This window comes from Ramlibacter sp. Leaf400 (assembly GCF_001424545.1).
Lineage (GTDB): Bacteria > Pseudomonadota > Gammaproteobacteria > Burkholderiales > Burkholderiaceae_C > Ramlibacter.
Map to the genome: position 1 here is coordinate 115,054 of NZ_LMQL01000009.1, position 25,908 is coordinate 140,961.

The window sequence follows — 25,908 nt, forward strand, 5'->3', positions numbered from 1 at the left end:
GGAGTTGTGGGGCTTGGGCCCGGATGGAAAACGGGAAGCGGCGCCGCGCCCTATGCGGCGTCCGTCGGCGACTCGTGCAGGCTGACGGCGATCCCTTCCAGCGCGGGGCTCGCCGCCGGATAGCGCTTCATCACCAATGGGTCGTGGCCGGGCACGATGTGCGCCGGCGACCCGGCCAGCCGCTGCAGCGTGCCGTAGCCGTCGACCGCCTCGCCGACGTTGAACATGGTGGTGAACACGCGCTTCTTCTCGAAGTGCTCGTAGAAGTGGCTGGCGTCGGAGGCCAGCACCACCCAGCCGCGCTGGGTATGGACGCGCACGCACTGCAGCCCATGGGTGTGGCCGCCGATGCGGTGCAGGCTGATGCCGGGAGCGAGGTCGGCGTCGCCCCGGTGGAACTCGACGCGGTCCTTGTAGACCATGCGCACCATGCCGATCACCTCGTCCACCTCGTAGCCGTGGTTGAACTGCCGGTGGCGCATGTGGCGGCCGGTGGCATAGGCCATCTCGTCGTCCTGCAGGTGGAAGCGGGCCTGCGCGAAGCTGTCGAAGGTGCCCACGTGGTCGTAGTGCAGGTGCGTGATGACCACGTCCTTGACCGTCGCGGCCTCCACGTCCAGCAGCGCCAGCCCCTGCGCGGGCGTGCGCAGCAGGGTGCGGCCGCGCCGGGCGGCGACCTCCGCGGCGAAGCCGGTGTCCACCACGAGCGTGCGGCCCGCCCCGCGGACCAGCCAGAGGTAGTAGTCCATCGGCATGGGCGCGTCGTGCGCGTCGCCGCCGATGAAGTGGTTGGCACGGCGGCCGTCGCGCGTGGCGTAGCGGATGGCGAAGACCTGGTACTGCGGCAGGCCGGGCGTGGGGGTGCTCATGCAAGGCTCCGGATCGGTGGGGCGGTGGCGGCGCGGCTGGGGGTGTGCGGCGCGGCCGGCGAAGCGCGCTCGGCATCCAGCGCCAGGGCGGCCATCCAGGCGTCGCGGATCGCGGCCAGGAAGTCGCCGGGCGCCTGGCTGTCGCCGATGCGGGTGTAGGGCACGCCGGTGGCTTCCAGCGCGGGCAGCACCGAGAGGTCGGGCTCGGGGCCGGTGGCGAACACCAGCACCTGGCCGATCTCCAGTTCGGCGGGCGCGCCGTCGGCGACCTGCACGTGCAGGCGGTCGGCGATGGCCGACTCGATGCGGCAGCGCGAGATGAGGCGCACGCCGGCGGCCTCCAGCCGCTCCAGCAGTTCCAGGCGGTTGTTGCGCGCCATGCCGGAGGCGAACACCGACGTCATCTCCAGCAGCTGGATGCGGCAGTCCTGCAGGCGCAGCAGGTCGGCCAGCTCGGCGCCGACCATGCCGCCGCCCACGATGGTGACCAGGGCGCCGGCCGGGATCTTTTCGGTGTGCTCGAACAGCTCCCAGGCGTGGAACACCGGGATGCCGGAGGCCAGGCGCTGCAGCGACAGCGGCGGCTTGCGCGGCTTGGAGCCGGTGGCCACCATCACATGGTCGGGCGCGAAGCCGCGGATCGCGGCCTCGTCGGCGTCGATGCCGGTGCGCACGCGGACCCCGAGCTTCTCCAGTTGCTGCCAGCGGTCGGTCCACACCGGCCAGACCTCCTGCTTGTCGGGCGCGGCGACGGCCAGGTGGATCTGGCCGCCGGGGCGCTGCGCGCGCTCCCACACCTCGACCTGGTGGCCGCGGCCGGCGAGCACGCGCGCCGCTTCGATGCCGGCCACGCCGGCGCCCAGCACAAGCACCCTGGCCGGACGCGTGGTGGGCGCGGACAGCTGGGGCTCGGCATGTTCCAGCGTCTCGAACTCGGTGCCCACCATGGGGTTCTGCACGCAGGAGACGTCCTTCTCCAGCGTCAGGCGCTCGAAGCAGACGTTGCAGGCGATGCAGCGGCGGATCGGGGCGTCGACCTTGCCGAAGGCCTTGGCGCACCAGTGCGCATCGACGTACAGCGCGCGGCCCAGCGACACGAAGTCGGCGGCGCCCGACTGCAGCAGGTCCTCGGCATCCTGGGGCTCCACCACGCGGCCGGCCAGCAGCACGGGGATGGACACCGCCGCCTTGATCGGCTTGGCCACGGGGCCCAGGCAGCCGCGCGGGAACGAAGGCGGCTGGATGCAGAACTTGGACAGCTGCGGGCTCTCGTTGCTGCCGCCCGAAAGGTCGATCGCCGCCACGCCCGCGCGTTCGACGGCCTGGGCCAGCTGGACGATCTCCTCCTGCGTGTAGCCGGCGGGATGGAACTCGCTGGCGCTCAGGCGGACGATCAGGCGCAGCTGCGGCAGGGCCTCCTTGACGCGGTCTATCGTCTCCAGCAGCAGGCGCATGCGGTTCTCGATCGCGCCGCCGTACTGGTCGGTGCGCTGGTTGATGCGCCGCGTGAAGAACTGCTGGAACAGGTAGCCGTTGGCGGCATGGATCTCCACGCCGTCGTAGCCCGCGCGCCAGAGCCGGCGCGCGGCGTCGACGAACAGGCGCTGGATCTCGTGGATCTCGGCCACGCGCAGCGCGCGCACGGCGTCGCCGGTGTTGGGGTTGACCCAGTCGGACGGCCCGACCGGCTCCATGTTCAGCACGTGGCGCCGCAGCAGCGCGCCGCGGTGGTTGAGCTGGCCGAAGACGGCGCAGTCGTGTTCCTTGATGGCCTCGACGATGCTGGCCAGGCCGGGGATGAAGCGGTCGTGGTAGCAGCACAGCGAGTTGTGGTGCGGGCGCGCGTGCTGCGTCACCACCATCGCCTCGGTCATGATCGCGCCCACCCCGCCGCGGGCGCGCTCCGCGTAGTACGCGACGTCGCGTGCGGTCGAGAGGCCGTCGGTGGTGCTGTAGTTGGTGCCCATGGGCGCCATCACCACGCGGTTCTTCAGGCGCAGGCCGCCGATCGATCCAGGTTGTTCCAGAAGCATGGGGCGATGCTAGGAACCCTCATTACTTTGATCAACCACATAGAATTCCGTTGACTTGTGAATTGAATTCCGTAATCGGGCCATGGACAACCTCAACGCCCTCGTCGTGTTCGCCCGGGTCGCGGAAGCGCGCAGCTTCACCGCGGCCGCCCAGCGGCTGGGCCTGACCTCCTCCGCGGTGAGCAAGGCGGTGTCCCGCCTGGAGCATGAGCTCGGGGTCCGGCTGCTCAACCGCTCCACCCGCCTGGTCACGTTGACCAGCGATGGCGTCGGCTTCTTCGAGCACTGCCGCCAGATCCTGGCCGCGGTCGAGGAGGCGGAGCGCTCGGTCACCCAGTCCAGGGGCACGCCCCACGGGCGGCTGCGCCTGCAGATGCCGGTGGGCTTCGGCCGCAGGGTGGTGGTGCCTGCACTGCGCCGGCTCACGCAGACCCATCCGGGCCTGGTGGTGGACGCGGAGCTGATCGACCGCGTGGCCGACCTGGCCTACGAGGGCTTCGACGCCGCCATCCAGATCGGCCAGGTGAGCGACGAGCGGCTGGTCGCCCGGACCCTTTGCCGGCTGCGCTTCACGGCGCTCGCTTCACCGGATTACCTGGCGCGGCACGGCGAGCCGCGCACGCCCGACGACCTGGAGGGGCACGACTGCCTGGGCTACGTGTCGCCCCTCACCGGCGGCTACCGCCCCTGGGACTTCAGCAAGGACGGCCAGTCGTTCTCGCGGCGCGTGTCGGGCCGGCTGAACGTGAACAACGCCGACTCGCTGCTGGAGGCGGCCATCGCCGGGATGGGCATCGCCATGATCAGCAACTTCATCGCCGCGGAGGCGATCGGCGCGGGCCAGCTCAAGCCCATCCTGACCGACTACGTCGCGCCGGGCCCCAAGGTGTACATCGTCTATCCGCCCAGCCGCACCGTGTCGCTCAAGCTGCGCACGGTCATCGACTTCCTGGAGGAAGCGATCTTCGGGACCGAGCAGGTGTTCGAGCAGCAGCCGTGAGGGCGCGATTCGCGCGGCACGCCTGCGGGGCCAGCGTCGGCCGATCCCCTCGGATCAGAAAGCCACCTGCCGCCTGCCGCGCACCAGCCGCAGCAGCGGCAGGCCGACCCACACCAGGAACGTGAGGGCCGCCAGTGCGGCGGCGATGGGCCGGCCGACGAAGGCGGTCAGGTTGCCGTCCGACTTGATCATCGAAGTGATGAAGTTCTCCTCCAGCATGCCGCCCAGCACCACGCCCAGGATCGCGGGTGCGATCGGGAAGCGGTTGGCCTCCAGCAGGTAGGCGATCACGCCGGCCACCAGCATCACGGCGATGTCGAAGGGCGTGTTGTTGATGGCGAAGGTCCCCACGATGCAGAACAGCAGGATCAGCGGCATCAGCACGTTGCGCGGCACCCGCAGGATGCGCTTGGCCACCTTGATGCACAGCAGTCCCAGCGGGACCATGATGATGTTGGCGATGATGAAGAGCAGGAACACCGCATAGATGTTCTGCGGGTTCGTCGTGAAGAGCGTCGGCCCCGGGTTCATGTTCTTCATGTACAGCACGCCGATCACGATGGCCGTGATCGAGTCGCCGGGGATGCCGAACACCAGCGCCGGGATCCACGCGCCGGCCAGCGCGCTGTTGTTGGCGGCGCCCGACTCCACGATGCCTTCGGGGTGGCCGGTGCCGAACTTCTCCGGCTCCTTGGAGAACCGCTTGCTCATCGCATAGGACATCCAGGCGGCGATGTCCGCGCCGGCGCCGGGCAGCGCGCCCACCGCCGTGCCCAGGGTGCTGCCCCGCAGGATCTGCACCGGGTACTTCCTGGCCAGGTTCCACTGCCCCCGCATCACGTTGCCGACCTTGTCGACCACCAGCTGCGCCGGCGGGCTGGTGTCCACGACGTAGCGGATCACCTCGGAGATGGCGAACATGCCGATCATCATCGGGATCATCCCGATGCCACCGGTCAGCTCCGGGTTGCCGAAGGTGAAGCGCGGAAAGCCCGCCGGGTTGCCCAGGCCCACGCAGGCCACCAGCAGGCCGAGCATCAGCGTGACCAGGCCCTTGAGCGGCTGGTCGCCGGTGATGAACACGGCGCAGGTGAGGCCCAGCAGCACCAGCCAGAAATACTCGAACGAGCTGAAGTTGAGCGCGAAGTCGGCCAGCGCGGGCGCCGCGACGATCAGCACCACCGTCCCGAAGAGCCCGCCGATGGCGGAGAACACCAGGCCGGCGCCGAGCGCGAGTTCGGCCTCGCCCTTGCGGGTCATGGCGTACGCCTCGTCCGTGTAGGCGGCCGAGGCGGGCGTGCCCGGGATGCGCAGCAGGCAGCCGGGGATGTCGCCGGCGAAGATCGCCATGGCGGTGGCGGTCACCATCGCCGCGATGGCGGGGATGGGCGGCATGAAGAAGGTGACCGGCACCAGCAGCGCCGTGGCCATCGTCGCCGTGAGGCCGGGGACGGCGCCGACGAACAGCCCGAAGAGCGAGGCCCCCACCATCACCGCGATGGTGTAGGGCTCGAACACCATCGCGAAGGCTTGCGCCACGGCCTGGAACATGGGGGACCTCTACCAGGCCAGGGGCGTCAGCACGCCCCAGGGCAGGGGAACGCGCAGCAGCTTGTAGAACGCGAAGTGCACCACCAGCGCGGCGACGACGGCGATGAGGAGCGCGCGGCCGGTGGGCACGCGCAGCACCTTGAACAGGGCCACCAGGATGATGGTCGCCGTCGGCAGGAAGCCCAGCGCATTCACGCCGAAGATGTAGAGCAGCACCGAGCCGAGCAGCACCGCCAGCGCGGCCACGTGGCGCGGCGACCGCACCCACTCGTCCCACTCGAACCAGGGCTCGCCGCTCGACTGGCGGCGCCGCCACCCTTGCGCCAGCAGCACCACGCCGGCGACGCACAGGCCGGCGGCGATGATGCCGGGAAAGAGCGCCGGGCCGACCGGCTGGCCCGGGATCTTGGGGAACCCCTGGATCGAGAAGAGCACCACCGCGCCCAGCGCGAGGAACAGCGCGCCGAAGACGGCGTCGTTGAGTTTCACCGGCCGCTTACTTGGCCAGGCCCACGGCCTTCATCGTGGCGCCCAGTTCGGCGTCCGACTTGGCCATGAACTTGCCGAATTCGTCGGCGGGCGCGTAGATCACGCCGAAGCCCCGGCTGGCCATGAACTCGGTGTACTCCTTGCTGGCGGCGATCTTGCCGACGGCGGCGGCCAGCTTGTCCTGCACGTCCTTGGGGAGGCCCTTGGGCGCGACGATGCCGCGCCACGCGGCCATGGTCCAGTTGCTGCCCAGCGCCGATTTGACGGTGGGCACGTTGGGGTACAGCGACGCGGGCTTCTCGCTCATGATGGCCAGGCTCCTGACCTTGCCGGCATCGATCAGCGAACGGGCTTCCGGCAGCGACACCGGGGCGATCTCGATGCCGCCGGCCACCATGTCCTGCAGGCCGGGCGCCGCGCCGTTGCTGGGCACCCAGGGCACCGCGGCCGGGTCGATCTTCTGGTCACGCAGCAGCCCCGCCAGCGCCAGGTGCCAGATGCCGCCCTGGCCGGTGCCGGAGGCCTTGAATTTCCCGGGGTTGGCCTTCACGGCCGCCAGCAGGTCCTGGATGGTCTTGTATGGCGCATCCGCGCGCACCTGCACCCCGGCGGGGTCGGCGTTCACCAGGCCGATGGGCGTGTACGACGCGCCGGAGAGCTCGGTCAGGCCCTGCCAATGCATCATGCCGATCTCCACCGTCGCCATGCCGATGGTGTAGCCGTCGGGCGGGGCCGACGCGATGGCCGCGTGCCCGACCACGCCGCTGCCGCCGGTGCGGTTGACGACGTTGACGGGCTGGCCGAGTTCCTTTTCCAGCAGCGATCCGATGATGCGGGCCGTGGCGTCGGTGCCTCCGCCCGCGCCCCAGGGCACGATGAGCGTCACCGGCCGGCTCGGATAGGCCTGGGCGAAAGCCGGCGCGGTCCATGCGAATCCCAGGCCGATGACGGCGGCGGAGACAAGGGCGCGGCGAATCCTGCTGGCGGTCATGGAGGCTCCTTCTGTCGTCGACCTGACGAAGGTCCTGAATCTAGAGCCATCCCGACCGGGGGGAATCAGGGTGAACCATAGCGGCGACCCGGGCCGGCCTGCGGCCCGCGCGCGAACGGCACAGTTGCTTACCGCGTCGCTACAGCCGGGTTACAGCCCATCCCTAGAATCCGCGGGCTTCCACCCCATCGATGCCCTTGATCCTCCACGCCCCCCGCCGCGCCGCCCGCGCCCTTCTTCTCGCCGCCTGCGCCGTGCCGCTGGGCGGCTGCGCCGTCGTGACGGCGGTGGACACCGCGGCCAGCCTCGCGATCTCGGCCACCGGCCTGGCCGCCGACGCCGCCATCGGCACCGTCCGGTTGACCGGCAAGGCGATCGGCGCCGCCGACCTGGCGATCCCGGACCGCGAGGAGCCGTAAGCGGCTCCTGGCCGGTCGCAGGCGCTGCGACGGTTCTCTTTCGGATTCAGCCTTCCGCGGGCACGGCCCAGGTGCGTCCGCGCGCGCGGCTGACCGGGTCCACCCCCAGGAAGGTTTCCAGGATCAGGTGCGTGTCGGTCAGGATCGGCGCCATGCTCCAGCGGTCCAGGGCGTCGTTGCCGATGCGCACCATGCCGATGTGCTGGCCGATGTCGGCGTCGATGCGCGGGTCCACGTCGTAGAAGCCCAGCGCAAAACGCAGCCGCTCCACGTCCGCCTTCTCGCCGGTCAGGAAGGTCCAGCCGGGGCCGACGCGGTGCAGCGAACGGTAGGCCTTCAGGTCCGCCGGCCGGTCGTACTCGGGCTGCAGCGAGATCGAGTACATGAACACGTCGCGCCCGACGCGGTCGCCCAGCGCTTCCTGCACCTCCCGCAGCTTCTGCGTCATGGGCGGACAGCGCTCGTTGCACTGCGCGTACATCATGCTGACGAACACGGTGCGGCCGCGCACCAGGTCGGAATAGAACCGCACCTGCCGTCCCTCGTGCGTCACCAGGGGCAGGTCGGGGAAGCGGCCGGTGGCGGCGCTGCTCGCAGGAACCCGCCCCATGGCCGAGGGTGCACCCGGCGCGGCATCGAGCAGGAAGGCCAGGCCCACGCCGCCCGTGGCGGCCAGGCCGCCGGCGCAGGCGGTGAGCCAGTCGCGCCGGCCAGGAGGCGGCACGGCTTTCTGGGCCGCGCCGGCTTCGTCTCGGGGATCAGGGGAGGATGTCATAGCGACCCATCATTGCGTGGTCTTCGTGGATGGTGTTGTGGCAGTGCATGAGGTACTTGCCGGGGAAGTCGCGAAAGCGCAGGAACACCTGCACGTTCTCGTTGGGACCGAGGTAGAAGATGTCCTTGCGCCCGCGTTCCCACGCGGGCGGCGCGACGCCGTTGCGCTGCAGGATCCGGCCCTCCTCGAAGTGGATGTGCACCGGATGCGCCCAGCCGCCGCTGGTGTTGCGCAGGTTCCAGATCTCCGCGGTGCCCATCTTCGGGCTGACGATGGGCCGGTTGTTGAACAGCCTGTCGTTGATGGTCCAGCCGCTGCTGGAGCGGCCGAAGTTGAAGTTGCGCGTGGCCACCACCTCGGACATGTTGATCGGCGGCTGCTCGCGCAGGCGGCCCAGGACCCGGCTGTTGTCCGGACCGGGCAGGGCCCGGTCCACCACGAACTTGAGCACCTGCACCGGCGTCGTGAGGAAATCCGGCTCCGGCCGCCGGCCGTCCACGTGCTTGAGGCGGTTGGTCAGGAACAGCTCAGAGCCCACCGGGAACTTGGAGAAGTCCACCACGATGTCGGCGCGTTCGGCCGCCCCCAGCGTGACGTTGCTGCGCAGGATCGGGGCCGCGAACAGGTTGCCGTCGCTGGAGATCTGGATGAAGCTCTGGACCAGGTTCTGGCGCCGCAGCTGCAGGTCCCACACGCGCGCCGTGCCCGCCGCCAGCAGCCGCAGGCGGTACTTGCGCGGCGCGACGTGGAACACCGGCTGGATCTTGCCGTTGACCAGGAACTTGTCGCCGATGAAGCCGTCCTGGTTGAACTGGTCGAACATCAGGTAGCCACCGGTGTCGAAGTGCCGGTCGGCCAGCATCAGGGGCACGTCGAACTCGCCGCTGGGCAGCCGCAGGGCATTGGTGTTGGGGTCGTTCTCGTTGCCCGAATCGAGGTCGTCGAAGGCCAGGAAGAAGCCGGCCATGCCGCGGTAGACGTTGGGCGCGGTGAAGTCGGCGCGGTGGTCGTGGTACCACATCGTGCCCAGGGCCTCGCGCGGATCGCCGATGCCGCCGTACTGGTCCACGCCGGCGTACACCATCGGGTAGTGGTGGTCCTTGTACTCGCCCGGCCGGGTCAGCGTCGAGCCGTATGCGGTCTTGCTGAACCAGTCGACCGGGTAGCCGTCGCTCTCCGAAGGCGTGTGCAGGTTGTGCAGGTGCACCGAGATGTCGGGCGAGCCGTAGCCCTGCAGGGCGTTGGGCAACTGGTTGCGGAAGCGCACCAGGATCGGCTTGCCGTAGCGGGCGTGGAACAGCGGGCCGGGCACCTGCCCTTCATAGCCCCACACCTCCTGCGTCGGCAACTCCTGATGGAACCGGTGCGAGCCCACCTTGACGTCGACGCGGTACAGCAGCTGCGGCGGAAATCGGGTCCAGGCCTGGTGGTCGGCGCGGCCGCATTCGGTGGCGTCGGCGATGGCAGCGCCCACCGGGCTGAGCGACGATTGCGGCTGGATCGGCTGCTGGATCGGCAGCTCCTCCACCCAGGGCGTGGTGGGCGGGCTGGGCGGGCGCGGCGGCGGAAGCGCGGTTTGTCCGCCGGCCCGCTGCGGCGCCGCCACGAGACCCGCGGCCGCCGACGCACCGACCGTCTTGAGCAGCATGCGCCGTGTGCCGCTGCGGGGCCCCCCGGCACCGGTTCCAGGACTTGAATCGTTTCGATCGCTCATACCACCTCCGCTGCGCGGCACCCCGGATGCAAGACCGCCCCTTGCTTCGAGGCTCAAGGTGCGGCGCGTCGTCGATTCAATTTAGGTGGTTGCGCATCGCGGCGACAGGGGCCCCGACAGCAAGTTCTGGGGAGGGGCGGCGGGCCAGCGCTGAGCCGCGCCTGGAGGCCCGCGGGCGAGTCACGGTGGCGGCGACGCCAGGGCGGGGCCTGCCGATCCATGGCGGATCGTTCCGCAAGGCCGCATCGGGCCCGCCTCGCGGGCCGTGGCGGCACCGCGATGAACGCCGCACCGGGTGCCGGCGGCGGCTTGCATCCCGTCACGATTGATCAAGCTTGGAGCAAAAAAACCGGTTGACCCGGGGCGCCCCGTGGCGAGCCGGCCGCATCGCGGCCGAGGGCGGGCGTCAGCGCGGTGGCAGCACCGACTGCTGGAACTTCGATTCCGGCGGGAAGACGAGCGTCGACACCGCAGGATCGTGCAGGGTGTCGTCCCGACCCCTGCCCGCCTTCATCCACAGGAAGAGGCCTCCGCAGAGCAGCGCCAGCAGGGCGCCGGCCAGCAGCATGGCGCGGCCCTCGTACGCGGCCCAGGCGACGGCAGCGGCGGCGGCGACGGTGGCAAGGAGCCTCAGATGACTGGAAACCATGGCCCCAGCATACGGCAGGGCACCCGAGGCCACGCAAGTAGGGGATTTCAGGGATAGGCGAAGCCCGTCGACAACCGTGCGCCTGCCAAGGACGGCGCGGCAGAATACGGCGGCTCCTGCCGCCCATGCTCACCACCATCGCGCCCTTCGCCACCCTCGTCCTCCTGCTGGTGTGGATGGGCTTCTTCATGCTGGGCTCGCTGCCGCTGATGATCCTGAAGCACGACACGCCGATGGACGCGCGCTTCATCCGCGGCCTGTTCGACGTGTACTACAAGGCCGTGATGGTCGCCGCCGCGGCCGGAACGCTGGCCCACGCCCTGGCCCATCGCCCGGCCACCACGGCGGTGATGGCGGCGGTGGGCGCCATCGCCTTCTGGAGCCGGCGCGGCATCCTGAGCCGCATGGACCGCCTGCGGACGACGATGACGGCGCACGACGCGGCGGGCATCCGCCGGTTCCGCCGCCTGCACGTGCTGGGCATGGTCCTGAACGTCGCGCAGCTGGTCGTGATCTGCGCCAGCCTTCCGGTCGTTCTCTGAGCATCAGGCGCCAGGCGGACCCCGCCTGCGTCTGCGGGTCAGCAGGTCGGCCGGCCGTAGTTCTGCCAGCACAGGTCGCGGATGCGGCGCTTGTCCGCTTCGATGCGCTGCTGCGCCTCGACCTGCTGGCGGCGCTCGGCCGTCGCCACGCGGGCTTCGCGGGCGAGTTCCTCCTGCCGCCGCTGGCGCGCGGCCGATTCCTCCGTCCGCTCGTTGTGCCAGCGTTGCTGCGCCGAGATGGCGGCGCTGGTCGCCTGGAGGTTGCGCTCGGCGGCTTCGGCCTGCGCGTCGCGGATGCGCCTTTGCTCGGCGGCTTTCGCTTCCGCTTCCTGGCGCTCCTTTTCTTCCCGGGCCTGCGTCTCGGCCGCGATCTTCTGGGCCCGCTCGCTGGCCGCCCGCTGTTCGGCATTGCGCCAGGAGAGGAACCCGCCCGCGACGAACAGCAGGACGACGACCACCAGGCCGGCCCGCAGGAGCCGGGCGGCCGCCGACGGCTCGTCGGCCGGGGGCGGAGGCACGTAGGTGGTGCGGGGGCGCGCCTGCGCCAGCTTGCGGTCGTGCGCCGCGCGCAGGTCGGGCTTGCGCAGGATCTCGTATGCGGTGGTCGCCTGGTCCAGGCGCTCGCGCGCGCTCTCGGATTCCGCCAGCCGCTGCGGCGTGTAGAAGGTGCGGGCGCGCTGGAAAGCCTGCTCGATCTCCTCGGCCGAGGCGTTGGCCGGCACGCCGAGCGTGACGTAGGCGGACTTCATCGCGCCGCCGCTTCCGCGCGCCGCGCCGCCGCCACCGCCGCCGCACGATCGGCGGCCCGCCGCTGGCGCTCGAGCGACTGTTCGTACAGGAAGCGCTCCCTGCGCTCGCGGTGGTAGTCCGGCGTCTGGGCCGGCACGTGCACCCGCGACTGCGCGGCCACGCGGGTCTGCTCGAGCTCGCGTTCCGTCGGCACGCCCTTCTTCTGCTTCTCGGCCATGCACAGGCCTTCGAGCCGGCCGCGCGCCTGGAGGGGCGGTCCCTGGACGTTCTTGAGGGTGATCAGCTGGTCGCGCAGGCGGCTCTTCTCCGCCACGCCCACGCGCTTGCGCTCATGGTCGGCCAGGATCGCTTCCATGCTCTCGCCGCCGTGCAGGCGCGTCCAGTAGGGCATCAGGTCGGCCGCCGAGCGCGCGCAGTCCTTGTCGGTGCCCTGGTTGACCTGGTCCACGTCGAAGCGGCCGGACGCGTAGCGCTTCTGGATCACCTGGTCCTCGCAGGGACGGTCCTGGTAGGTCCCGCCGCACCGGTACATCTGCTGCGACCAGGACGGGAGCGCCCAGGCGGACAGCGCCAGGCCCAGCACGAGCGGCAAGGCGCCGCCCTTGTGCGACGTACGCGAAATGGTGGACACCGTCCCGACTCCTCTGGCTTCTTATTACTTTGATCATGTCAGCCGACGGTGGTGTTTGGCAATCGCGGCCCCCGGCCGGCCCGCAGGCCGACGCGAGAAAGCGACACGCGGTGGTGGCGTGCTCGCTTCTATCCGTGCGGCGCCTTCCCCGGCGGTGCCGACTTCTCCCGCAGGACCCCGTTGATCTCGGCGCCGAAGATCAGGGTCGTGGCGCTGATGTACATGAACACCAGCGTGGCGACCACGCCCGCGAAGCTGCCATAGAGCAGCGCCAGCTTTCCGGCCGTGCGCAGGGTGTACGACAGCGTGGCGGCGGCTGCCACCCACAGTGCGGCACCGACGAACGCGCCTGGCAGCACGGTATAGAGCCGCTGGCGGATGTCGGGCAGCCAGCCGTACATCAAGGCGTACAGCCCGACCAGCACCAGGAAGGCCGAGCCGTAGCGCACGCCGTTGTGGAGCCAGATGGCATCGCGCTGCGTGTCTGCACTCGCCTCCAGCAGTTGCCACACGTACGGCATGACGACCACCGAGCTGAAGGCCGCCAGCACCCCCGCCCCGACGACGACCGTGAACAGCGTGACCTTGAGGCGGGCCCTCCAGAACGAAAGCCCCCGCTCGAGGCCGTAGGCGCGGTTCAGCGCCGAGCGGATGGCCTGCATGCCCGACGACGCGGTCCACAGCGTCGCCAGCACGCCGATGGCCAGCAACGCCTGGTTGCGCCGGGCCAGCACCTGCTCGATGACCGGCTGCATCGCGTCCCGCACCACCTGCGGCGCATAGCCCATGACGCGGTCGACCAGGGCCGCCGCGTCGCCCGGCTGCCCCACATAGGCGGCGGATGCGGACACCAGGATCAGCAGCGGGAACATGGCCAGCACCCAGGAGAACGCCAGACTGCCGGCCTGGTTGGCACTCTGGTGCAGGACGTAGTTGCGGATGGCCAGCAGCGTCACGCCCAGGACTGGCGTGGCCAGCGCGGCGTTCCGCACACGGCGCCAGCCTTCGCGAAGTCGGTTCATGGGCGCGGATTCCTTGTCATGAAGCGTGAGAGCCTTTCGTTTTCGGGGTCGTGCGGTGGATTTGCTGCCAACATCTTTCCATGGCCACCGCATTCGCAGTTTCGATCATCGACGCACTCCTGGGTTCGACGCTGGGGTCCGCCGGCCAGGACCCGGGCAATCGGGTCGCGCTCGAGGGCCTCACGTCGGCCCCCCGGGACGACGGCGCCCTCGAGGTCAGGATCCGAAGGCTGGAGGCGGCTTCGCTGCGCGTGGCCTCGGGGCCGCTCGTGCTGGAGGTCGGCCAGCTGGCCTTGGACGAACTGGTCGCGCTGGTGCGCTTCGAAGGGGGCCGGCCGCGCCTGTCCATGCTGGAGGCGGCCGGCGCCGAATGCTCGGGTGTGAAGCTGGCGGGTCCGCTGATCCTCCCGCCGTACCCGGGGGGCGGCAACGCGACAGGCCCTGCGGCCGCCGCGTCCTGGTCGCTCGGCCCGCTCGCTGCCGCGGACGGCACGATCCGCGCGGAGATCGTCGATGCGCACCTGCTGTTCGATGCGGACGTGACGGTGCCGGTCCGCCAGGGGCGCATCGACTTCAAGGACGCCACCGTCGAGCACGTGGGACCGGATTCGCGCATGGGGGCGAGCCGCCTCGGGCTCTATGTCGATGCGCCCAACGGGCGCAGCTACCTCTACCAGTTCTCGGTGCCGCCGGTCGCGGGCGTGGAGTACGAGCAGAGCGGCGCCTTGCTGGGACCGTGGGTCACGGACCGCGGCAGCCTGCAGCTGCAGCCCTTCGGTGAATGGCTGCTGCGCCAGCCCCTGGGCGGACAGGCCCAGGGCGTCACCGAGCAGGCGCGCCTGCTGTTCGACCGCACCGCGGTGTCGGGCGACCTGCAACTCAGCGACGGAAGGTTCGCGGCGCCTGGCGTGCAGGCCGACTTCGTGGGCCGGGCCCATGGCGACAACGCGGTTCGCCTCCACTCGCAAGCCGTGGGGCGGGGGCTCACCGTCGAGTTGGCGTCACTGTCGGTGCGCAACGCGGTCCTGGGCCCGGGGGACCTGCGGATCGGGTGCGACCAGGTGGCGGGTGCGCTCGCGCTGCGGCTTTCCGTCGAGGGCGCGCAACTGCGCTTTTCATTCGATCTCACGCAGATGAAGGCCGCCGGCGTGCGTCTCCTCGTGGGTGCGCAGCCCCCCTCCCCTTCGAGCTCTACAACGACCGGGCTGTTAGCATGAGGAAGACCTGAAGGGCTGCAAGTGTGACGGCCCAAGCACGCGTGCGCGGGTTCTTGAAAGACACCAATGAACCCTGCCGGCCCAGCCGCACTCCTTTCCACCGGCATCCCAGGGCTGGACGTGATCCTTGGCGGTGGCCTCACGCCGCATCGCATCTACCTGGTCGAGGGTGAGCCCGGCACGGGCAAGACCACCACCGGCCTGCAGTTCCTCAACGAAGGCGTGCTTCGCGGCGAAACGGTGGTCTACATCACCCTGGCCGAGAACCGTGAGGAGCTCACCGCCGTCGCGCTGTCGCACGGCATCGGCGTGGAGGGCATCCACATCCACGAGGTGCTGCCGACCGAAGACCTGCTGGCCGCCGAGCAGCAGTACACCACCTTCCACCCGTCCGAGGTGGAGATGGCCAGCACGCTCAAGCTGATCCTGAGCATCGTGGAGGAACTCAAGCCCAGCCGCATCGTGCTGGACTCGCTGTCCGAGTTGCAGCTGCTGGCCGATTCGCCGCTGCGCTACCGGCGCCAGGTGCTGGCGCTCAAGCAGTTCTTCTCCAATCGCCAGTGCACCGTGCTGCTGCTGGACGACCGCACGGCTTCGGCCTCGGGCGACCTGCAGGTGCGAAGCATCGCCCACGGTGTCATCCAGCTCGATCACCTGGTGAAGGACTACGGCGCGGAGCGCAGGCGCATCCGCATCGTGAAGTTCCGCGGCCGCAGCTTCCTGGGCGGCATGCACGACTACAACCTGGTGCGGGGCGGGTTGTCCGTCCACCCTCGCCTGGTCGCGGCGAAGTCGCGCGGCATCACCGACCGCCGGCAGATGAGCACCGGCCTGCCCAAGCTCGACCTGCTGCTCGGGGGCGGCATCGAGCAAGGCACCAGCACCCTCATCGTCGGCCCCCCGGGCACGGGCAAGTCCTCGCTCGCCTCGCAGTTCGTGGCGGCCGCCATCGACCGCGGCGAACGCGCCGCCATGTTCCTGTTCGAGGAATCGGCCAGCAACATGCTCCACCGCAGCGACGGAATGAACCTGCGCATCCGCGAGGCGATGGACTCGGGCGCCCTCAGTGTCCAGCAGGTGGATCCCGCCGAACTCTCGCCGGGGCAGTTCTCCGCGGCCGTGTGCAAGTCGGTGGAAGCGGGCACCAAGGTGGTGGTGATCGACAGCCTCAACGGCTTCCTCAATGCCGTGCCCGACGAGCGCTTCCTGACCACGCACCTGCACGAGCTGCTGACCTACCTGGGCCAGCACCAGGTGCTGACGGTGCTGGTCGCCGTGCAGCAGGGGATGCTGGGCGGGCAGATGTCCTCCGCGATGGACGCGAGCTACATCGCCGACAACGTGCTGATGCTGCGCTACTTCGAGGACAACGGCGAGATCCGCCAGGCGGTGTCGGTCTTCAAGAAGCGCGGCAGCGTCCATGAACGCACCATCCGCGAGTTCTCGATGTCCGCCGGGGGCATCGAGGTGGGCGAGATCCTGCGCGGCTACCGCGGGCTGCTGACGGGCATTCCCCTGCCGCTTTCCGGCGCCGTCCCGGACGCCAAGTCCTGATGGAACGTCGCGTCCTCGTGTACGGCCCGCCTGGCCGGGATGCCCTGCTCGTCGAGAAAGTCTTCCGCACGGCGGCCCTCGAGGTGAGCCACTGCGACACCCCCGCGAAGCTGGCGGAGCAACTGCAGCTCGGGGCCGGTTCGCTCATGCTGGGCGAGGAAGTCCTGAGCCCCGCGACGATGGCCGTGGTCTCGGAGTACCTGGAGCAGCAGCCCGCGTGGTCCGACCTGCCGATCCTGCTGCTGGCCAAGCACGGGGCCGACTCCCTGGTGGCGCAGCGCGCGATCGAGAAGCTGGGCAACGTCACGCTGCTGGAGCGCCCGGTGCGCACCATGGCCCTGGTCAGCGCCGCCCGTTCGGCCCTGCGTGCGCGCGATCGCCAGTACGAGATGCGCGCCCTCAGCCGGCGCAAGGACGAATTCCTGGCCGCGCTGGCGCACGAGCTGCGCAATCCGCTTGCGCCGATCAGCAACGCGATGGCCATCCTGCAGCGCCAGCACCCTTCCCCGCAGACCGAAAAGCTCACCGGCATCGTCGAGCGCCAGGTCAGCCACCTCAAGCGCCTGGTGGACGACCTGCTGGACATCGCGCGCATCACCAACGGCAAGCTGGAGTTGCAGCGCTCGGTGACCAGCGTCGAGAAGATCGTCCAGCACGCGACCGAGATCGCGCAGGAGGGCATCACGGCGAAGGCGCACCGGCTCACGGTGCATCCGCTGCAAGGCCCGGTGGACCTGTACGCCGACCACGTGCGCCTGGTGCAGTGCGTCGCCAACCTGCTGGTGAACGCCGCCAAGTTCACGCCGCCCTCGGGCGACATCAGCCTGTCGGTGAACGTGGCGCCGCCGTGGGTCGAGTTCGTGGTGCGGGACAGCGGCAAGGGCCTGGAGCCGGAGTTCCTCGGCCGGATCTTCAACATCTTCTCGCAGTCGCGCACCGTGGGCGAGCCGACGTCGGGACTGGGGCTGGGCCTGCACCTCACCCGCGCCTTCGCCCAGCTGCACGGCGGCACGATCACGGCCCGCAGCGACGGGCCGGGCCACGGGAGCGAGTTCGTGCTCAGCGTCCCCGTCGTGGTGAACGCGACGGGCGAGCAGGAGGCCAACCCGCGTCCGAGCGGCGGCCATCTCCATCGCAGCATCCTGGTGGTGGACGACAACGTGGATGCGGCCAGCACCCTGGGCGCCCTGCTCACGCTGCAAGGCGCTTCGGTGGAGGTCGTCCACGACGGCGCGCAAGCGGTGGCGGTCGTCCAGCAGCACCGGCCGGAGGCCGTCGTCATGGACATCGGCATGCCGGTGATGAACGGCTATGACGCCGCGCGGGCCATCCGGGCCGCGATGCCCGACGACGCGCCGACGCTCATCGCCCTGACCGGCTGGGGCCAGTACGCGGACAAGGCGCGCGCCCTGGAAGCAGGCTTCGACTACCACTTCGTCAAGCCGCTGGACATCGAGGACCTGATCGGCTGCCTGCACACGATCCGCTGCGACTGAGCGCAGCGGCGCGGCTGGACGGGACGTCTTGCGCCGTCAGCCGACCAGCTTCACCAGGTTGCCGGCGGCCGCGGCACCGAACTGCCTCACCCGGTCCCGCGCCGCGACCACCCCCGGATGGTCGCGGTAGCTTCCGCCGATCCGGCCCAGGGGATTCAGCCGCGTCCCCTTGGCCCAGGCCGCCAAGGCGGGAGAGGCCGCGCGGGCCCGCTCGCTGGCCAGGAGCGCCAGGTACGCGCGCAGGTAGTCGGCGCTCGTGTCCCAGTACTTGATGGCGGGACACAGGCGGTTCTTCTCCTCGTCGCTTTCGACCGTGGCCTCGACGACGCCCAGCAGGGCGAACTGGAAACTGGAGAAGCTCCAGAAGCAGGGTTGCACGGTGATCCGGTCGGGCTCGAAGATCGGCCGCGGGGTGCGGTACGCGAGGCCGCTCGCGGCGCAGTGCACGTGCAGGGTGTCGGCATCGGTGGGCACCACGCCCCCGTCCAGCAGGATGCGATCGCGCTCGATCCGGCGCACCCGCCCCAGGCGCACCACGTCCTCGATCTGGCGCAACAGCTTCTGTTCCGCCTCGCTGAGGATGGCGCCATGCAGCATCGTGGGCGCCACGTTGGGGTCCACGCGCAGGAGGAAGCCGTCCGCTTCGAGCCGCAGCATCGCGTCGTCCACCGAGCCGGCCTGCGCGAAAGCCTGCATCTGCAGGGCCACGCCGTCCAGGAAGGCGGGAAGTCCGTCGTGCGGCTGGTGGAAGCGGCGATTGAGCCACCACCCTTCCCGCGACTTGATCCAGGTGATGTCGGCCGGCGGCACGCCCTGCTCCAGCAACCAGACGCAGGTGTCCATCGCCGTCTTGCCCGCGCCGACGATGACGTACCGCCCTGCTCTCCCGTCGATGCGTGCCACTGCGCCTGCGGGGCACCAGCGCACCCCCTCGGCCACCTCGAAGGGCGGCGCCCCGACGGCGGGGATGGCGCCTTCCAGGTAGCTGGTGTCCACGAGCTTGCGCCGCACGCGCACCTCATGCGCGGCGCCGGTCAGGCGCGAGACGAACGTGTGCCGGCCGTTCTCGCCGCCGGTGTGGTCGCTGCACGGGAAGTAGCGCACCCGCCCGGTCGGCAGGAAAGACTGCTGCATCACCCGGGCGAAATACGCGCGCAGTTCATCGGCGCCGGCGACCTCGTAGAAGCCGGCATTCACCCCCGAGCGGTCGATCGCATCCTGCCCCAGCGCGGTGGAACTGACGCCGTAGAAGGCGGACGGCTGGTGAAGCCGCACGAAGGGATAGGCATCGATCCAGTGCCCGCCGGGCGCATGGCGCCGGTCGACGATGGCCAGCGTGGCATCCGAGTGCGCAAGAAGCTCGTCGGCGATGGCCATGCCCGCCGCGCCGGCTCCGACCACGAGGTAGTCGACATCGAAAGCATTGCCCATGAACAATCCCTTTCAGCTCGGTCGGGTTCGCAGCAGGCCACCCTGCTGCCAGCCCCTGCGCGTGAACGGACCCGCGGCGCGACGCCCGGCTAGCCTGCGTCCGCCAGGAGCGCCGCGATGGCGGCGAGGTGCGCCTCTTTCAGGACCTGGGGCTTGACCTCGTCTTCCGCGGCCGTCTCGTTCTCATGCTCCTGCAGCGCGGAGCGCATCTCCTCCTGGCTGACCCAGACGATGGTCTCCGACCGCGGGCACATGTGCCGCATCGTGTGGTACCAGTAGTAGCCATCCGCCCCTCCGAACAACCTGTCGATGCCCGCCAGGTCGTTGGGTTTGACTTTGTGTTTCTGCAGGACTTCGTCGAGTACTTTGTGGGACAGGGTGAAAGGCATGGGGCTGGCGCGCAGGAGATGCGTCGAAGGTACTCGGTGTGGCTGCCGATTCTACGAGCCGCGCCGGACCGGGTCCTTCACGGATGGGCTCGCATGGCCGGGAACGCCTAGCGCGGCTCCATGCCGTCCTGCCGCAGGTCCGCCTGCGCCTCGGGCGTCCTCAGGGCCGCCAGGAAAGCCTTGGCGGCCTCGGCCTGCGAGGCCGCCGCGTGAAGCCCACCGGCCCACACGGTGTAGTTCTGGACTTCGGCGGGCAGCGGGCCGAGGTACTGGATCCCCTTGGCGTGAATGAGCTCGGTCACCTGCTGGAAGCCCAGGTCCGCTTCGCCGCGGGCCAGCATCTCGCCGATCTGCGCGCCCGAGGGGGGCTGCACCAGTTTTGCACGCACCTGCTCCGCGACGCCGAGCTTCTCGAACAGACTCTCGAGGTAGCGCCCGCTCGCGCCGGACGAGATGGCGACCTTGCGGGCATCGACCAGGGCCTTCTTCAGGCCCTCCACGCTGCCGATGTCGGGCTTCGGTGCGTCGGCCCGCACCGCCGCGGCGACCGCCGTGCGCCCGAGGTCCACGCGCGAAGCGTCCACCACCTTCCCGTCCCGTGCCAGCCGCTCGAGCGCGGGCGCCGTCGTCAGGACGAGATCGGCCACCTCGCCCTCCGTCATCCTCTTGCTGATCGCCTCCGACCCGCCCCAGGTCAGCGCCACCTTGTGCCCGCTGGCGCCCTCGAAGCGCTGGGCGATCCGGATCACGGCGTCCTTCATGACATTGGGGGCGACCACCTTGATCTCCGCTGCCGGCGTTCCGGTCCAGGTCCCGGCGAGGATGAGAAAGGATGCGAACGGCTTCCACATAAGGGCTTCCTGTCGCGGGTGGATCCCGCGGGCAGGGTTGTACCGCGCCATTTGTGTGCGCCAACACGCGCAGCGTGACGCCTTGTGAACGAGACCGGGCGATGGCGATCCCCGTTCGAGAATGCCGGGATGACCGACCTGCCCTACAGCGCCGCCGCGGATCGCAACAAGGAGCCCATCCTCGCCGAACTTGCGCGGATCCTCGGGCCGCGGGGCACGGCCCTGGAGATCGCTTCCGGCACCGGCCAGCACGTCGCCTTCTTCGCGGGCGTGCTGAAGGGCTGGGAGTGGCAGCCCACCGAAGCGGAACCCGGCTTGCTGCCTGTGATCGCCCGACGCAGCGCGCCGGCCGGCCTCGCCAACGTGCGCGCACCGCTGGTGCTCGACGTGATGGCCTCGCCATGGCCTTCCCCGTCCGCGCCGTTCCCGCATCCCTTCGATGCCATCTATTGCGCGAACATGCTGCACATCTCGCCGTGGAGCACCTGTGCCGCGCTCATGGGTGGCGCCGCGCGGCACCTGGCCGAAGGCGGGCTGCTGATCACCTATGGCCCGTACTTCGAGGCCGATCGTCCGGCCGCGCCCAGCAACATCGCCTTCGACGAGAGCCTGCGGGCGCGCGATCCGTCCTGGGGCATCCGGCAGGTGTCGGACGTCTCGGCGCAAGCGCAGCGGGCCGGCCTGGTGCTGCGCGAGCGGCATGCGATGCCCGCGAACAACCTGCTCCTGGTCTTCGCCAAGGGCGGGTGAGCCGGCAGGGCGACATGCGTCGCTATCATCGAACGCGCTTCAAGGAGATCGCATGAAGGTCGGCATCGCCGGAACCGGCAAGATGGGCAGCGTCGTGGCCGCACGGCTGCAATCGCTGGGGCACGAAGTCAGCGTCTGGAACCGCACGCGAGCACGGGCCCAGCCGCTGCTGGACAGCGGCATCGGGTGGGCGGCAACCCCTCGCGAGCTGCTGGCCGCGTCGGACGCCGTCATCACCTTCCTCACCTACGAAGCCGCGCTGGACGAGGTCTATCTCGCTCCTGCCGGCCTGCTGTCCTCTCCTTGCGGCGGCAAGCTGCTGGTCGAGATGAGCACGGTCGCGCCGGCCAAGCAGCAGCAGCTCGCTTCCCGCGCAGCGGAGGCCGGCGCCGCCTACGTCGAATGCCCGGTGGGCGGCAGCGTCGGCCCCGCCAAGGAGGGCAAGCTGATCGGTTTCGCCGGCGGCGCGGCCGCGGACGTGGAGCGCGCGCGCGAACTGCTGGCGCAGCTGTGCCGGCGCGTGGAGCACGTCGGCCCCCACGGGGCGGGCGCCACCATGAAGCTGGCCGTCAACCTGCCGCTGATGGTGTACTGGCAGACGCTGGGCGAGGCGCTCTCGCTGGTCGAGCCGTTGAAGCTGGACCCGGCCCGCGTGATCGACATCCTGTCCGACTCGTCCGGCGGGCCCAACATGCTCAAGGTGCGCGGCGGCATGATCGCCAAGGCGCTCGCCGGCGATGCGGGTGGCGCGGTCACGGTGGACATCGCCACCATGCACAAGGACGTGCAGAAGATGCTGCAGCTGGCCGGCAGCCTGCAGCGGCAGCTGCCCCTGACCGCACGGACGGCCCAGAGCCTGCGCGAGGCCATGGACGAGGGGCTGGCGCAGGCCGACTGCGCGCAGCTGCCGGTCTGGTGGCTGAAGGAAGCGGGCCGCGCCTAGGGGCCCGCTCCTAGTCGATCTTCATGTCGCGGATGATGGAGCGGAACTGGTCCATCTGGCGGCGGTAGATCGCGTCCTGCTCGGCGGCGGTGGAGCCGACCGCTTCGGCCCCCATGTCGGCCAGGCGCTTCTGCACCTCGGGATGCTTCACCGCCGCCACCACCTCGCGGTTAAGGCGGTCCAGCACGTCCTTGGGGGTCTTGGCCGGCGCGAAGACGCCGTTCCAGCCTTCCAGCTCGAGATTGGCGAAGCCGAGTTCCCGCACCGTGGGCACGTCGGGCAGCCCGGGGATCCGCTTGGATGCGGTCGTGGCCAGCGCCTTGAGCGTGCCGGCCTTGATCTCCGCCAGCGACGAGGACAGCTGGTCGCCGCCGACCTGGAGGCGACCGGCCAGCAGCTCCTGCTTGAGCGGCGCGGCGCCCTTGAAGGCCACGTGCTCCATCTGCACCTTGGTCTCGCGCTTGAAGCCCTCGCCCTGCACGTGCATCGTCGAGCCCGGGCCGGTGGAGCCGTAGTTGTATTGCAGGCTGGGGTTGCCGCGCAGCAGGTTGCCCAGTTCGCGCAGGTCCTTGGCCGGCACGCTGGGGTGCGCGGTCCACACGAAGGGCACGTAGACGGCGATCGAGACGCCGGCGAAATCCGTGTCGGGATTGAACGGCGAGCGCTTGGACAAGGTCTGCGCCACCGACGAGAGCGGGAACGTCAGGTTGTGCATCATGATCGTGTAGCCGTCGGCCGGCGCCTTGGCGACCACGTCCGCCCCGATGGCGCCGCCCGCGCCGCCGCGGTTCTCCACCAGCACCGGCTGGCCCATCGATTCCGTCATGCGCTGCGCCACGAGGCGCGCCACGATGTCGGTGGTGCCGCCGGCCGGGAAGGGAACGATCATCCTGATCGGCTTGGTCGGGTAGGCCTGGGCATGGGCCGTCGTCCCCATCAGCAGGCAGCTGGCCGAAACGGCCACGCCCAGCAGTGCTTTCACGGTCTTTCGCATCTGTTCTTCCCCTATGTGCATGTGCCGCGATGCGACCCGTCGGACCGATGGGTTCGCATGGCAGGTTGGAAGCATGCTAACTGCGGCCCGGCAGGCGGCGGATGCGGAGAATCCCTTGCGGCCCGCAGTTCAGGCAAGTCGCTGGCCCCTGTGCTTGGGCAACCTCTGCCAGCCAGTGCCGTCGCGCGCCAGAACTGCCATGCTCACCGACATGCACACGAACCGTTCCCCCCAAGTGGCCGGGCAGGACTGCCTTCTGATCCGCAACGTGCGCCCCCCGGAGGCCGATGCCCTCGACGTCTGGATCCAGGCCGGGCGCTTCGCCGCCTTCGGCCGGGACTTGGCCGTGCCCACCGGCTGCGCAGTGGAAGATGGCGGCGACGCCTTGCTGCTGCCCGGCCTCGTCGAAGGCCACACCCACCTCGACAAGACAATGTGGGGCCTGCCGTGGTATCGCAATGAGGTCGGTCCCCTGTTGACCGACAAGATCCACAACGAGCGCAGTTTCCGCGCAGCCAGCGGCCACGACGCCGGCACCCAGTCCCTCGGGCTGGCCCGGGCGTTTCTGGCGCACGGCACGACACGGCTGCGGACCCACGTGGACATCGACACCCAAGGCGGTCTCGCTCACCTCGACGGCGTGCTTCGCACGCGCGCAATGATGGGTCCGCTGCAGGAGATCCAGGTGGTCGCTTTCCCCCAGTCGGGCCTGTTGTGCCGACCCGGAACCGCGGACCTGCTCGATCGCGCCATGGTGCAGGGCGCCGACGTCCTGGGCGGCCTCGACCCCTGCGCGATCGACGGCGACCCGGTGGCATCGCTCGACGCCCTGTTCGCGATCGCGGACCGTCGCGGCTGTCCCGTGGACATCCACCTGCATGAGCCCGGCGCCATGGGTGCATTTTCGCTGGGCCTGATCCTCGACCGGACGCAGGCCCTGGGCTTGCGCGGGAAGGTGGCGATCAGCCACGCCTTCTGCCTGGGCGAAGTGCCCGATCGCGAGCGGGATGCGCTGCTCGCGCGCATGGCCGATCTCGGCGTCGTCGTCATCACCACGGCTGCGCCTTCACGTGTCGTTCCGTCCCTGATGGCCTGCCGGGCAGCGGGCGTGACCGTGGTCGGCGGCAATGACGGCATCCGGGACACCTGGACGCCGTACGGTCTGCCCGACATGCTGGAGCGGGCGATGCTGATCGGCCTGAAATACAACCTGCGCCGCGACGACGAACTGGCACTCGCCCTGGATTGCGTCACCGGCGCGGCCGCGCGCGGCCTCGGGTTCGCGGACCATGGACTGGCGGTCGGGTGCCGGGCCGACGCCGTGCTGGTCGACGCACGCACCGTTGCGGAAGCCGTGGTTGCGCGACCGCCGCGGCGCTGCGTACTGGCGGCAGGCCGCATCGTCGCGCGCGGCGGCGTCTTGCTGTCGCAGGCCGTGGCCGCGTGAGCGAAGCCGGCGCGGCCGGCGCGTCGACCGCGACTCGGATCAGAGGCCCGGTCGCGGGCTCGCCGGCTCGCCACCCGGGCGCTGCGGCGTGGCGGTGGGCCTGGGCTCCATCCACGCGATCAGCGAGGACCGCATCGCCTCCTCGACGGACAAGCCGACGGGCGTGACCCAGCTCGCGGGCACGAAGACGGTATAGCCGCCGATCATGTAGCCCATCGGCAGGTACACCGCCACCCGGTCGCCCGCCAGAAATCCGGGCGGCAAGTCGGCAAAGCTGCGCCGGGTGACCAACCCGACAATCTCGAGCTCGGTGCCGGGCACGCGCAGGATGACGACCTGCTGGCCGCCGGACTTGCCGGTCGGCGAGAAGTAGTCGGAGAAACTCTTGAGGGAAGAGTAGATGCTCTTCACGACCGGCAGCGTCGTGAAGGGGACCTCGATGAACGCCAGTGCCTCCCGCACCTTCGCCTTGGACAGGAGGGCCCCGATGCCCACGATGAACAAGACGCCGAACAACAGGCCCATCCCGGGCACGTAGAAGCGGCCGATCAGCGGACTGAACAGCCACAGCGCCAGCGACTCGACCCAGCCCAGGAAGAGGGCCAGCACGTAGACGGTCAGCGCAAGGGGAAGTACGGTGAGCAGGCCTCGGAGAAAGTACTTGTAGAAGCGCTTCATCGGGGCAATCTAGCACGCGCCCGAAGCAGCCCCGATGCCGCAAGCGCGCTGCCGATCGACGTCAGGCAGGGCCCGATGTTCTCGCTTCCGGGACGCCTTTGAGCGATACCTCTTGAAGCACATCCGGCGGGAAGCTCGACAGTGGATCCTTAAAATCGTTGCATTCGCTACGAAGCTCAAACCATGAAGCACGCCATCAAAGTTGTCCCGGTTGCATCCACCTTCCTTTGCCTTCTGTTGGCAACGCATGGTGTTGCGGCCGGGGATGTGGGGACTGCACTCGGCGGAGGAGTCGGAGGCGCCGCGGGTGCGCTGATCGGCAACCAGGTCGGCGGCAAGAACGGAGCCGTGATCGGAGGTGCGTTGGGCGGCGGCGTCGGCGCGGCCACGACGACTTCGGGATCGGGCAAGAGTGGCGCGATCGTGGGCGGCGCCGTGGGCGGCGGCGCTGGGGCCGCGGTCGGGCAAAAGGTAGGCGGCAGCACGGGAGCCGTGGTTGGCGCCGGCGCCGGCGGGGCGGTGGGAGCTGGAATCGGCAAGTCGCTTACCAGGAAGGATTCAGTGCAGACGCACGTCGCGCATCCCGCCCCGGCAGCCGTTGTCGTGCAGGCTGATGGCGACAAGCGGCACAAGGGCAAGCACAAGGGCAAGGGCCACCCCCCGGGTCGCGCGGTCGGCTGGCACAAGAACCACGACTAAGAGCGCGGGCCCCGCCGAGTTTTT

The 25,908-nt window shown here is 70.0% G+C and carries 26 protein-coding genes; 10 read left to right on the plus strand and 16 right to left on the minus strand.

Features of this window, described 5'->3' with window-relative positions:
* Positions 1-50 precede the first annotated feature (50 nt).
* Together ASG30_RS08750 and ASG30_RS08755 are read right to left on the minus strand one after the other, a co-directional pair.
* Positions 51-869: an N-acyl homoserine lactonase family protein gene (locus ASG30_RS08750; protein ID WP_055895017.1), complete on the minus strand. Its 819-nt coding sequence runs from the start codon at positions 867-869 to the stop codon at positions 51-53.
* Positions 866-2,902 carry an oxidoreductase gene (locus tag ASG30_RS08755; RefSeq protein WP_055895019.1) on the minus strand — a complete coding sequence of 679 codons (2,037 nt, stop codon included), beginning with the start codon at positions 2,900-2,902 and terminating at the stop codon, positions 866-868. Before ASG30_RS08755 ends, ASG30_RS08750 begins: the two co-directional genes overlap by 4 nt.
* A gap of 82 nt (positions 2,903-2,984) precedes the next feature.
* Between ASG30_RS08755 and ASG30_RS08760 the strand changes: the two genes are divergently transcribed.
* Positions 2,985-3,902 carry a LysR family transcriptional regulator gene (locus ASG30_RS08760; protein ID WP_055895021.1) on the plus strand — a complete coding sequence of 306 codons (918 nt, stop codon included), beginning with the start codon at positions 2,985-2,987 and terminating at the stop codon, positions 3,900-3,902.
* 54 nt (positions 3,903-3,956) lie between these two features.
* Here ASG30_RS08760 and ASG30_RS08765 read toward each other — a convergent pair whose 3' ends face one another.
* From ASG30_RS08765 to ASG30_RS08775, 3 genes are read right to left on the minus strand one after another with little or no spacing between them, the layout of a single operon-like run.
* Positions 3,957-5,453 carry a tripartite tricarboxylate transporter permease gene (locus tag ASG30_RS08765; protein ID WP_055895022.1) on the minus strand — a complete coding sequence of 499 codons (1,497 nt, stop codon included), beginning with the start codon at positions 5,451-5,453 and terminating at the stop codon, positions 3,957-3,959.
* A 9-nt stretch (positions 5,454-5,462) separates the two neighbouring features.
* A complete protein-coding gene (locus ASG30_RS08770; protein ID WP_055895024.1) occupies positions 5,463-5,942 on the minus strand; it encodes a tripartite tricarboxylate transporter TctB family protein in 480 nt (159 codons plus the stop codon).
* A gap of 7 nt (positions 5,943-5,949) precedes the next feature.
* On the minus strand, positions 5,950-6,933 hold the full coding sequence (locus ASG30_RS08775) for a Bug family tripartite tricarboxylate transporter substrate binding protein (protein ID WP_055895027.1): 984 nt from the start codon (positions 6,931-6,933) through the stop codon (positions 5,950-5,952).
* 191 nt (positions 6,934-7,124) lie between these two features.
* On the opposite strand from ASG30_RS08775, the gene ASG30_RS08780 reads away from it, so the two are divergent.
* Complete coding sequence (locus ASG30_RS08780; RefSeq protein WP_055895029.1) at positions 7,125-7,352, plus strand: hypothetical protein; 228 nt, start codon at positions 7,125-7,127, stop codon at positions 7,350-7,352.
* 46 nt (positions 7,353-7,398) lie between these two features.
* On the opposite strand, the gene ASG30_RS08785 is transcribed toward ASG30_RS08780, so the two are convergent.
* The 3 genes from ASG30_RS08785 to ASG30_RS08795 all read right to left on the minus strand — a co-directional run bounded on the left by ASG30_RS08785 (position 7,399) and on the right by ASG30_RS08795 (position 10,490).
* Entirely contained in the window at positions 7,399-8,127 is a 729-nt protein-coding gene (locus ASG30_RS08785) for an SCO family protein (RefSeq protein ID WP_082521977.1), read from the minus strand.
* Positions 8,111-9,775 (minus strand): multicopper oxidase family protein, encoded by a 1,665-nt coding sequence (locus ASG30_RS08790; RefSeq protein WP_082521978.1) that lies wholly within the window; start codon positions 9,773-9,775, stop codon positions 8,111-8,113. The genes ASG30_RS08785 and ASG30_RS08790 overlap by 17 nt, the downstream gene beginning before the upstream one ends.
* 472 nt (positions 9,776-10,247) lie before the next feature.
* Entirely contained in the window at positions 10,248-10,490 is a 243-nt protein-coding gene (locus ASG30_RS08795; RefSeq protein ID WP_156385465.1) for a hypothetical protein, read from the minus strand.
* A 125-nt stretch (positions 10,491-10,615) separates the two neighbouring features.
* Between ASG30_RS08795 and ASG30_RS08800 the strand changes: the two genes are divergently transcribed.
* Positions 10,616-11,032, plus strand: a complete 417-nt coding sequence (locus ASG30_RS08800; protein WP_055895036.1) for a hypothetical protein — start codon at positions 10,616-10,618, stop codon at positions 11,030-11,032.
* Positions 11,033-11,070: 38 nt separating this feature from the next.
* On the opposite strand, the gene ASG30_RS08805 is transcribed toward ASG30_RS08800, so the two are convergent.
* The 3 genes from ASG30_RS08805 to ASG30_RS08815 all read right to left on the minus strand — a co-directional run bounded on the left by ASG30_RS08805 (position 11,071) and on the right by ASG30_RS08815 (position 13,435).
* On the minus strand, positions 11,071-11,781 hold the full coding sequence (locus tag ASG30_RS08805; RefSeq protein WP_055895038.1) for a DnaJ domain-containing protein: 711 nt from the start codon (positions 11,779-11,781) through the stop codon (positions 11,071-11,073).
* Positions 11,778-12,413 (minus strand): hypothetical protein, encoded by a 636-nt coding sequence (locus ASG30_RS08810; protein WP_055895040.1) that lies wholly within the window; start codon positions 12,411-12,413, stop codon positions 11,778-11,780. Before ASG30_RS08810 ends, ASG30_RS08805 begins: the two co-directional genes overlap by 4 nt.
* 128 nt (positions 12,414-12,541) lie before the next feature.
* Positions 12,542-13,435, minus strand: coding sequence for a YihY/virulence factor BrkB family protein (locus ASG30_RS08815; protein ID WP_055895042.1), 894 nt, complete (start codon positions 13,433-13,435; stop codon positions 12,542-12,544).
* An 80-nt stretch (positions 13,436-13,515) separates the two neighbouring features.
* On the opposite strand from ASG30_RS08815, the gene ASG30_RS08820 reads away from it, so the two are divergent.
* From ASG30_RS08820 to ASG30_RS08830, 3 genes are all read left to right on the plus strand, one after another.
* A complete protein-coding gene (locus ASG30_RS08820; RefSeq protein ID WP_055895043.1) occupies positions 13,516-14,652 on the plus strand; it encodes a hypothetical protein in 1,137 nt (378 codons plus the stop codon).
* A 66-nt stretch (positions 14,653-14,718) separates the two neighbouring features.
* On the plus strand, positions 14,719-16,206 hold the full coding sequence (locus tag ASG30_RS08825; RefSeq protein WP_055895045.1) for an ATPase domain-containing protein: 1,488 nt from the start codon (positions 14,719-14,721) through the stop codon (positions 16,204-16,206).
* Positions 16,206-17,702, plus strand: a complete 1,497-nt coding sequence (locus ASG30_RS08830; protein ID WP_082521981.1) for a hybrid sensor histidine kinase/response regulator — start codon at positions 16,206-16,208, stop codon at positions 17,700-17,702. The genes ASG30_RS08825 and ASG30_RS08830 overlap by 1 nt, the downstream gene beginning before the upstream one ends.
* Positions 17,703-17,738: 36 nt before the next feature.
* On the opposite strand, the gene ASG30_RS08835 is transcribed toward ASG30_RS08830, so the two are convergent.
* The 3 genes from ASG30_RS08835 to ASG30_RS08845 form a co-directional block, all read right to left on the minus strand.
* Positions 17,739-19,133 carry an NAD(P)-binding protein gene (locus tag ASG30_RS08835; RefSeq protein WP_055895047.1) on the minus strand — a complete coding sequence of 465 codons (1,395 nt, stop codon included), beginning with the start codon at positions 19,131-19,133 and terminating at the stop codon, positions 17,739-17,741.
* Positions 19,134-19,222: 89 nt separating this feature from the next.
* Positions 19,223-19,522, minus strand: coding sequence for a hypothetical protein (locus ASG30_RS08840; RefSeq protein WP_055895049.1), 300 nt, complete (start codon positions 19,520-19,522; stop codon positions 19,223-19,225).
* Positions 19,523-19,629: 107 nt separating this feature from the next.
* Entirely contained in the window at positions 19,630-20,373 is a 744-nt protein-coding gene (locus ASG30_RS08845) for a substrate-binding domain-containing protein (protein WP_055895051.1), read from the minus strand.
* A 129-nt stretch (positions 20,374-20,502) separates the two neighbouring features.
* Here ASG30_RS08845 and ASG30_RS08850 point away from each other — a divergent pair, with 129 nt between their 5' ends.
* Entirely contained in the window at positions 20,503-21,123 is a 621-nt protein-coding gene (locus tag ASG30_RS08850) for a DUF938 domain-containing protein (protein ID WP_055895054.1), read from the plus strand.
* Positions 21,124-21,175: 52 nt separating this feature from the next.
* Entirely contained in the window at positions 21,176-22,066 is an 891-nt protein-coding gene (locus ASG30_RS08855; protein ID WP_055895056.1) for an NAD(P)-dependent oxidoreductase, read from the plus strand.
* A 10-nt stretch (positions 22,067-22,076) separates the two neighbouring features.
* On the opposite strand, the gene ASG30_RS08860 is transcribed toward ASG30_RS08855, so the two are convergent.
* Complete coding sequence (locus ASG30_RS08860; RefSeq protein WP_055895057.1) at positions 22,077-23,060, minus strand: Bug family tripartite tricarboxylate transporter substrate binding protein; 984 nt, start codon at positions 23,058-23,060, stop codon at positions 22,077-22,079.
* A 199-nt stretch (positions 23,061-23,259) separates the two neighbouring features.
* Between ASG30_RS08860 and ASG30_RS08865 the strand changes: the two genes are divergently transcribed.
* On the plus strand, positions 23,260-24,507 hold the full coding sequence (locus ASG30_RS08865; RefSeq protein ID WP_082521983.1) for an amidohydrolase family protein: 1,248 nt from the start codon (positions 23,260-23,262) through the stop codon (positions 24,505-24,507).
* A gap of 39 nt (positions 24,508-24,546) precedes the next feature.
* Here the strand turns inward: ASG30_RS08865 and ASG30_RS08870 are convergent, their stop codons facing one another.
* Positions 24,547-25,185 (minus strand): DUF502 domain-containing protein, encoded by a 639-nt coding sequence (locus ASG30_RS08870; protein WP_055895058.1) that lies wholly within the window; start codon positions 25,183-25,185, stop codon positions 24,547-24,549.
* 183 nt (positions 25,186-25,368) lie between these two features.
* On the opposite strand from ASG30_RS08870, the gene ASG30_RS22090 reads away from it, so the two are divergent.
* A complete protein-coding gene (locus ASG30_RS22090; protein WP_082521984.1) occupies positions 25,369-25,884 on the plus strand; it encodes a hypothetical protein in 516 nt (171 codons plus the stop codon).
* Positions 25,885-25,908 lie beyond the last annotated feature (24 nt).

Bases quoted from the DNA above. Each gene is read 5' to 3' on its own strand.
- ASG30_RS08750 (WP_055895017.1), bottom strand. From the start codon at position 869: ATGAGCACCCCCACGCCCGGCCTGCCGCAGTACCAGGTCTTCGCCATC.
- ASG30_RS08755 (WP_055895019.1), bottom strand. From the start codon at position 2,902: ATGCTTCTGGAACAACCTGGATCGATCGGCGGCCTGCGCCTGAAGAAC.
- ASG30_RS08760 (WP_055895021.1), top strand. From the start codon at position 2,985: ATGGACAACCTCAACGCCCTCGTCGTGTTCGCCCGGGTCGCGGAAGCG.
- ASG30_RS08765 (WP_055895022.1), bottom strand. From the start codon at position 5,453: ATGTTCCAGGCCGTGGCGCAAGCCTTCGCGATGGTGTTCGAGCCCTAC.
- ASG30_RS08775 (WP_055895027.1), bottom strand. From the start codon at position 6,933: ATGACCGCCAGCAGGATTCGCCGCGCCCTTGTCTCCGCCGCCGTCATC.
- ASG30_RS08780 (WP_055895029.1), top strand. From the start codon at position 7,125: ATGCCCTTGATCCTCCACGCCCCCCGCCGCGCCGCCCGCGCCCTTCTT.
- ASG30_RS08785 (WP_082521977.1), bottom strand. From the start codon at position 8,127: ATGACATCCTCCCCTGATCCCCGAGACGAAGCCGGCGCGGCCCAGAAA.
- ASG30_RS08790 (WP_082521978.1), bottom strand. From the start codon at position 9,775: ATGCTGCTCAAGACGGTCGGTGCGTCGGCGGCCGCGGGTCTCGTGGCG.
- ASG30_RS08795 (WP_156385465.1), bottom strand. From the start codon at position 10,490: ATGGTTTCCAGTCATCTGAGGCTCCTTGCCACCGTCGCCGCCGCCGCT.
- ASG30_RS08800 (WP_055895036.1), top strand. From the start codon at position 10,616: ATGCTCACCACCATCGCGCCCTTCGCCACCCTCGTCCTCCTGCTGGTG.
- ASG30_RS08805 (WP_055895038.1), bottom strand. From the start codon at position 11,781: ATGAAGTCCGCCTACGTCACGCTCGGCGTGCCGGCCAACGCCTCGGCC.
- ASG30_RS08815 (WP_055895042.1), bottom strand. From the start codon at position 13,435: ATGAACCGACTTCGCGAAGGCTGGCGCCGTGTGCGGAACGCCGCGCTG.
- ASG30_RS08820 (WP_055895043.1), top strand. From the start codon at position 13,516: ATGGCCACCGCATTCGCAGTTTCGATCATCGACGCACTCCTGGGTTCG.
- ASG30_RS08825 (WP_055895045.1), top strand. From the start codon at position 14,719: ATGAACCCTGCCGGCCCAGCCGCACTCCTTTCCACCGGCATCCCAGGG.
- ASG30_RS08830 (WP_082521981.1), top strand. From the start codon at position 16,206: ATGGAACGTCGCGTCCTCGTGTACGGCCCGCCTGGCCGGGATGCCCTG.
- ASG30_RS08835 (WP_055895047.1), bottom strand. From the start codon at position 19,133: ATGGGCAATGCTTTCGATGTCGACTACCTCGTGGTCGGAGCCGGCGCG.
- ASG30_RS08840 (WP_055895049.1), bottom strand. From the start codon at position 19,522: ATGCCTTTCACCCTGTCCCACAAAGTACTCGACGAAGTCCTGCAGAAA.
- ASG30_RS08845 (WP_055895051.1), bottom strand. From the start codon at position 20,373: ATGTGGAAGCCGTTCGCATCCTTTCTCATCCTCGCCGGGACCTGGACC.
- ASG30_RS08850 (WP_055895054.1), top strand. From the start codon at position 20,503: ATGACCGACCTGCCCTACAGCGCCGCCGCGGATCGCAACAAGGAGCCC.
- ASG30_RS08855 (WP_055895056.1), top strand. From the start codon at position 21,176: ATGAAGGTCGGCATCGCCGGAACCGGCAAGATGGGCAGCGTCGTGGCC.
- ASG30_RS08860 (WP_055895057.1), bottom strand. From the start codon at position 23,060: ATGCGAAAGACCGTGAAAGCACTGCTGGGCGTGGCCGTTTCGGCCAGC.
- ASG30_RS08865 (WP_082521983.1), top strand. From the start codon at position 23,260: ATGCTCACCGACATGCACACGAACCGTTCCCCCCAAGTGGCCGGGCAG.
- ASG30_RS08870 (WP_055895058.1), bottom strand. From the start codon at position 25,185: ATGAAGCGCTTCTACAAGTACTTTCTCCGAGGCCTGCTCACCGTACTT.
- ASG30_RS22090 (WP_082521984.1), top strand. From the start codon at position 25,369: ATGAAGCACGCCATCAAAGTTGTCCCGGTTGCATCCACCTTCCTTTGC.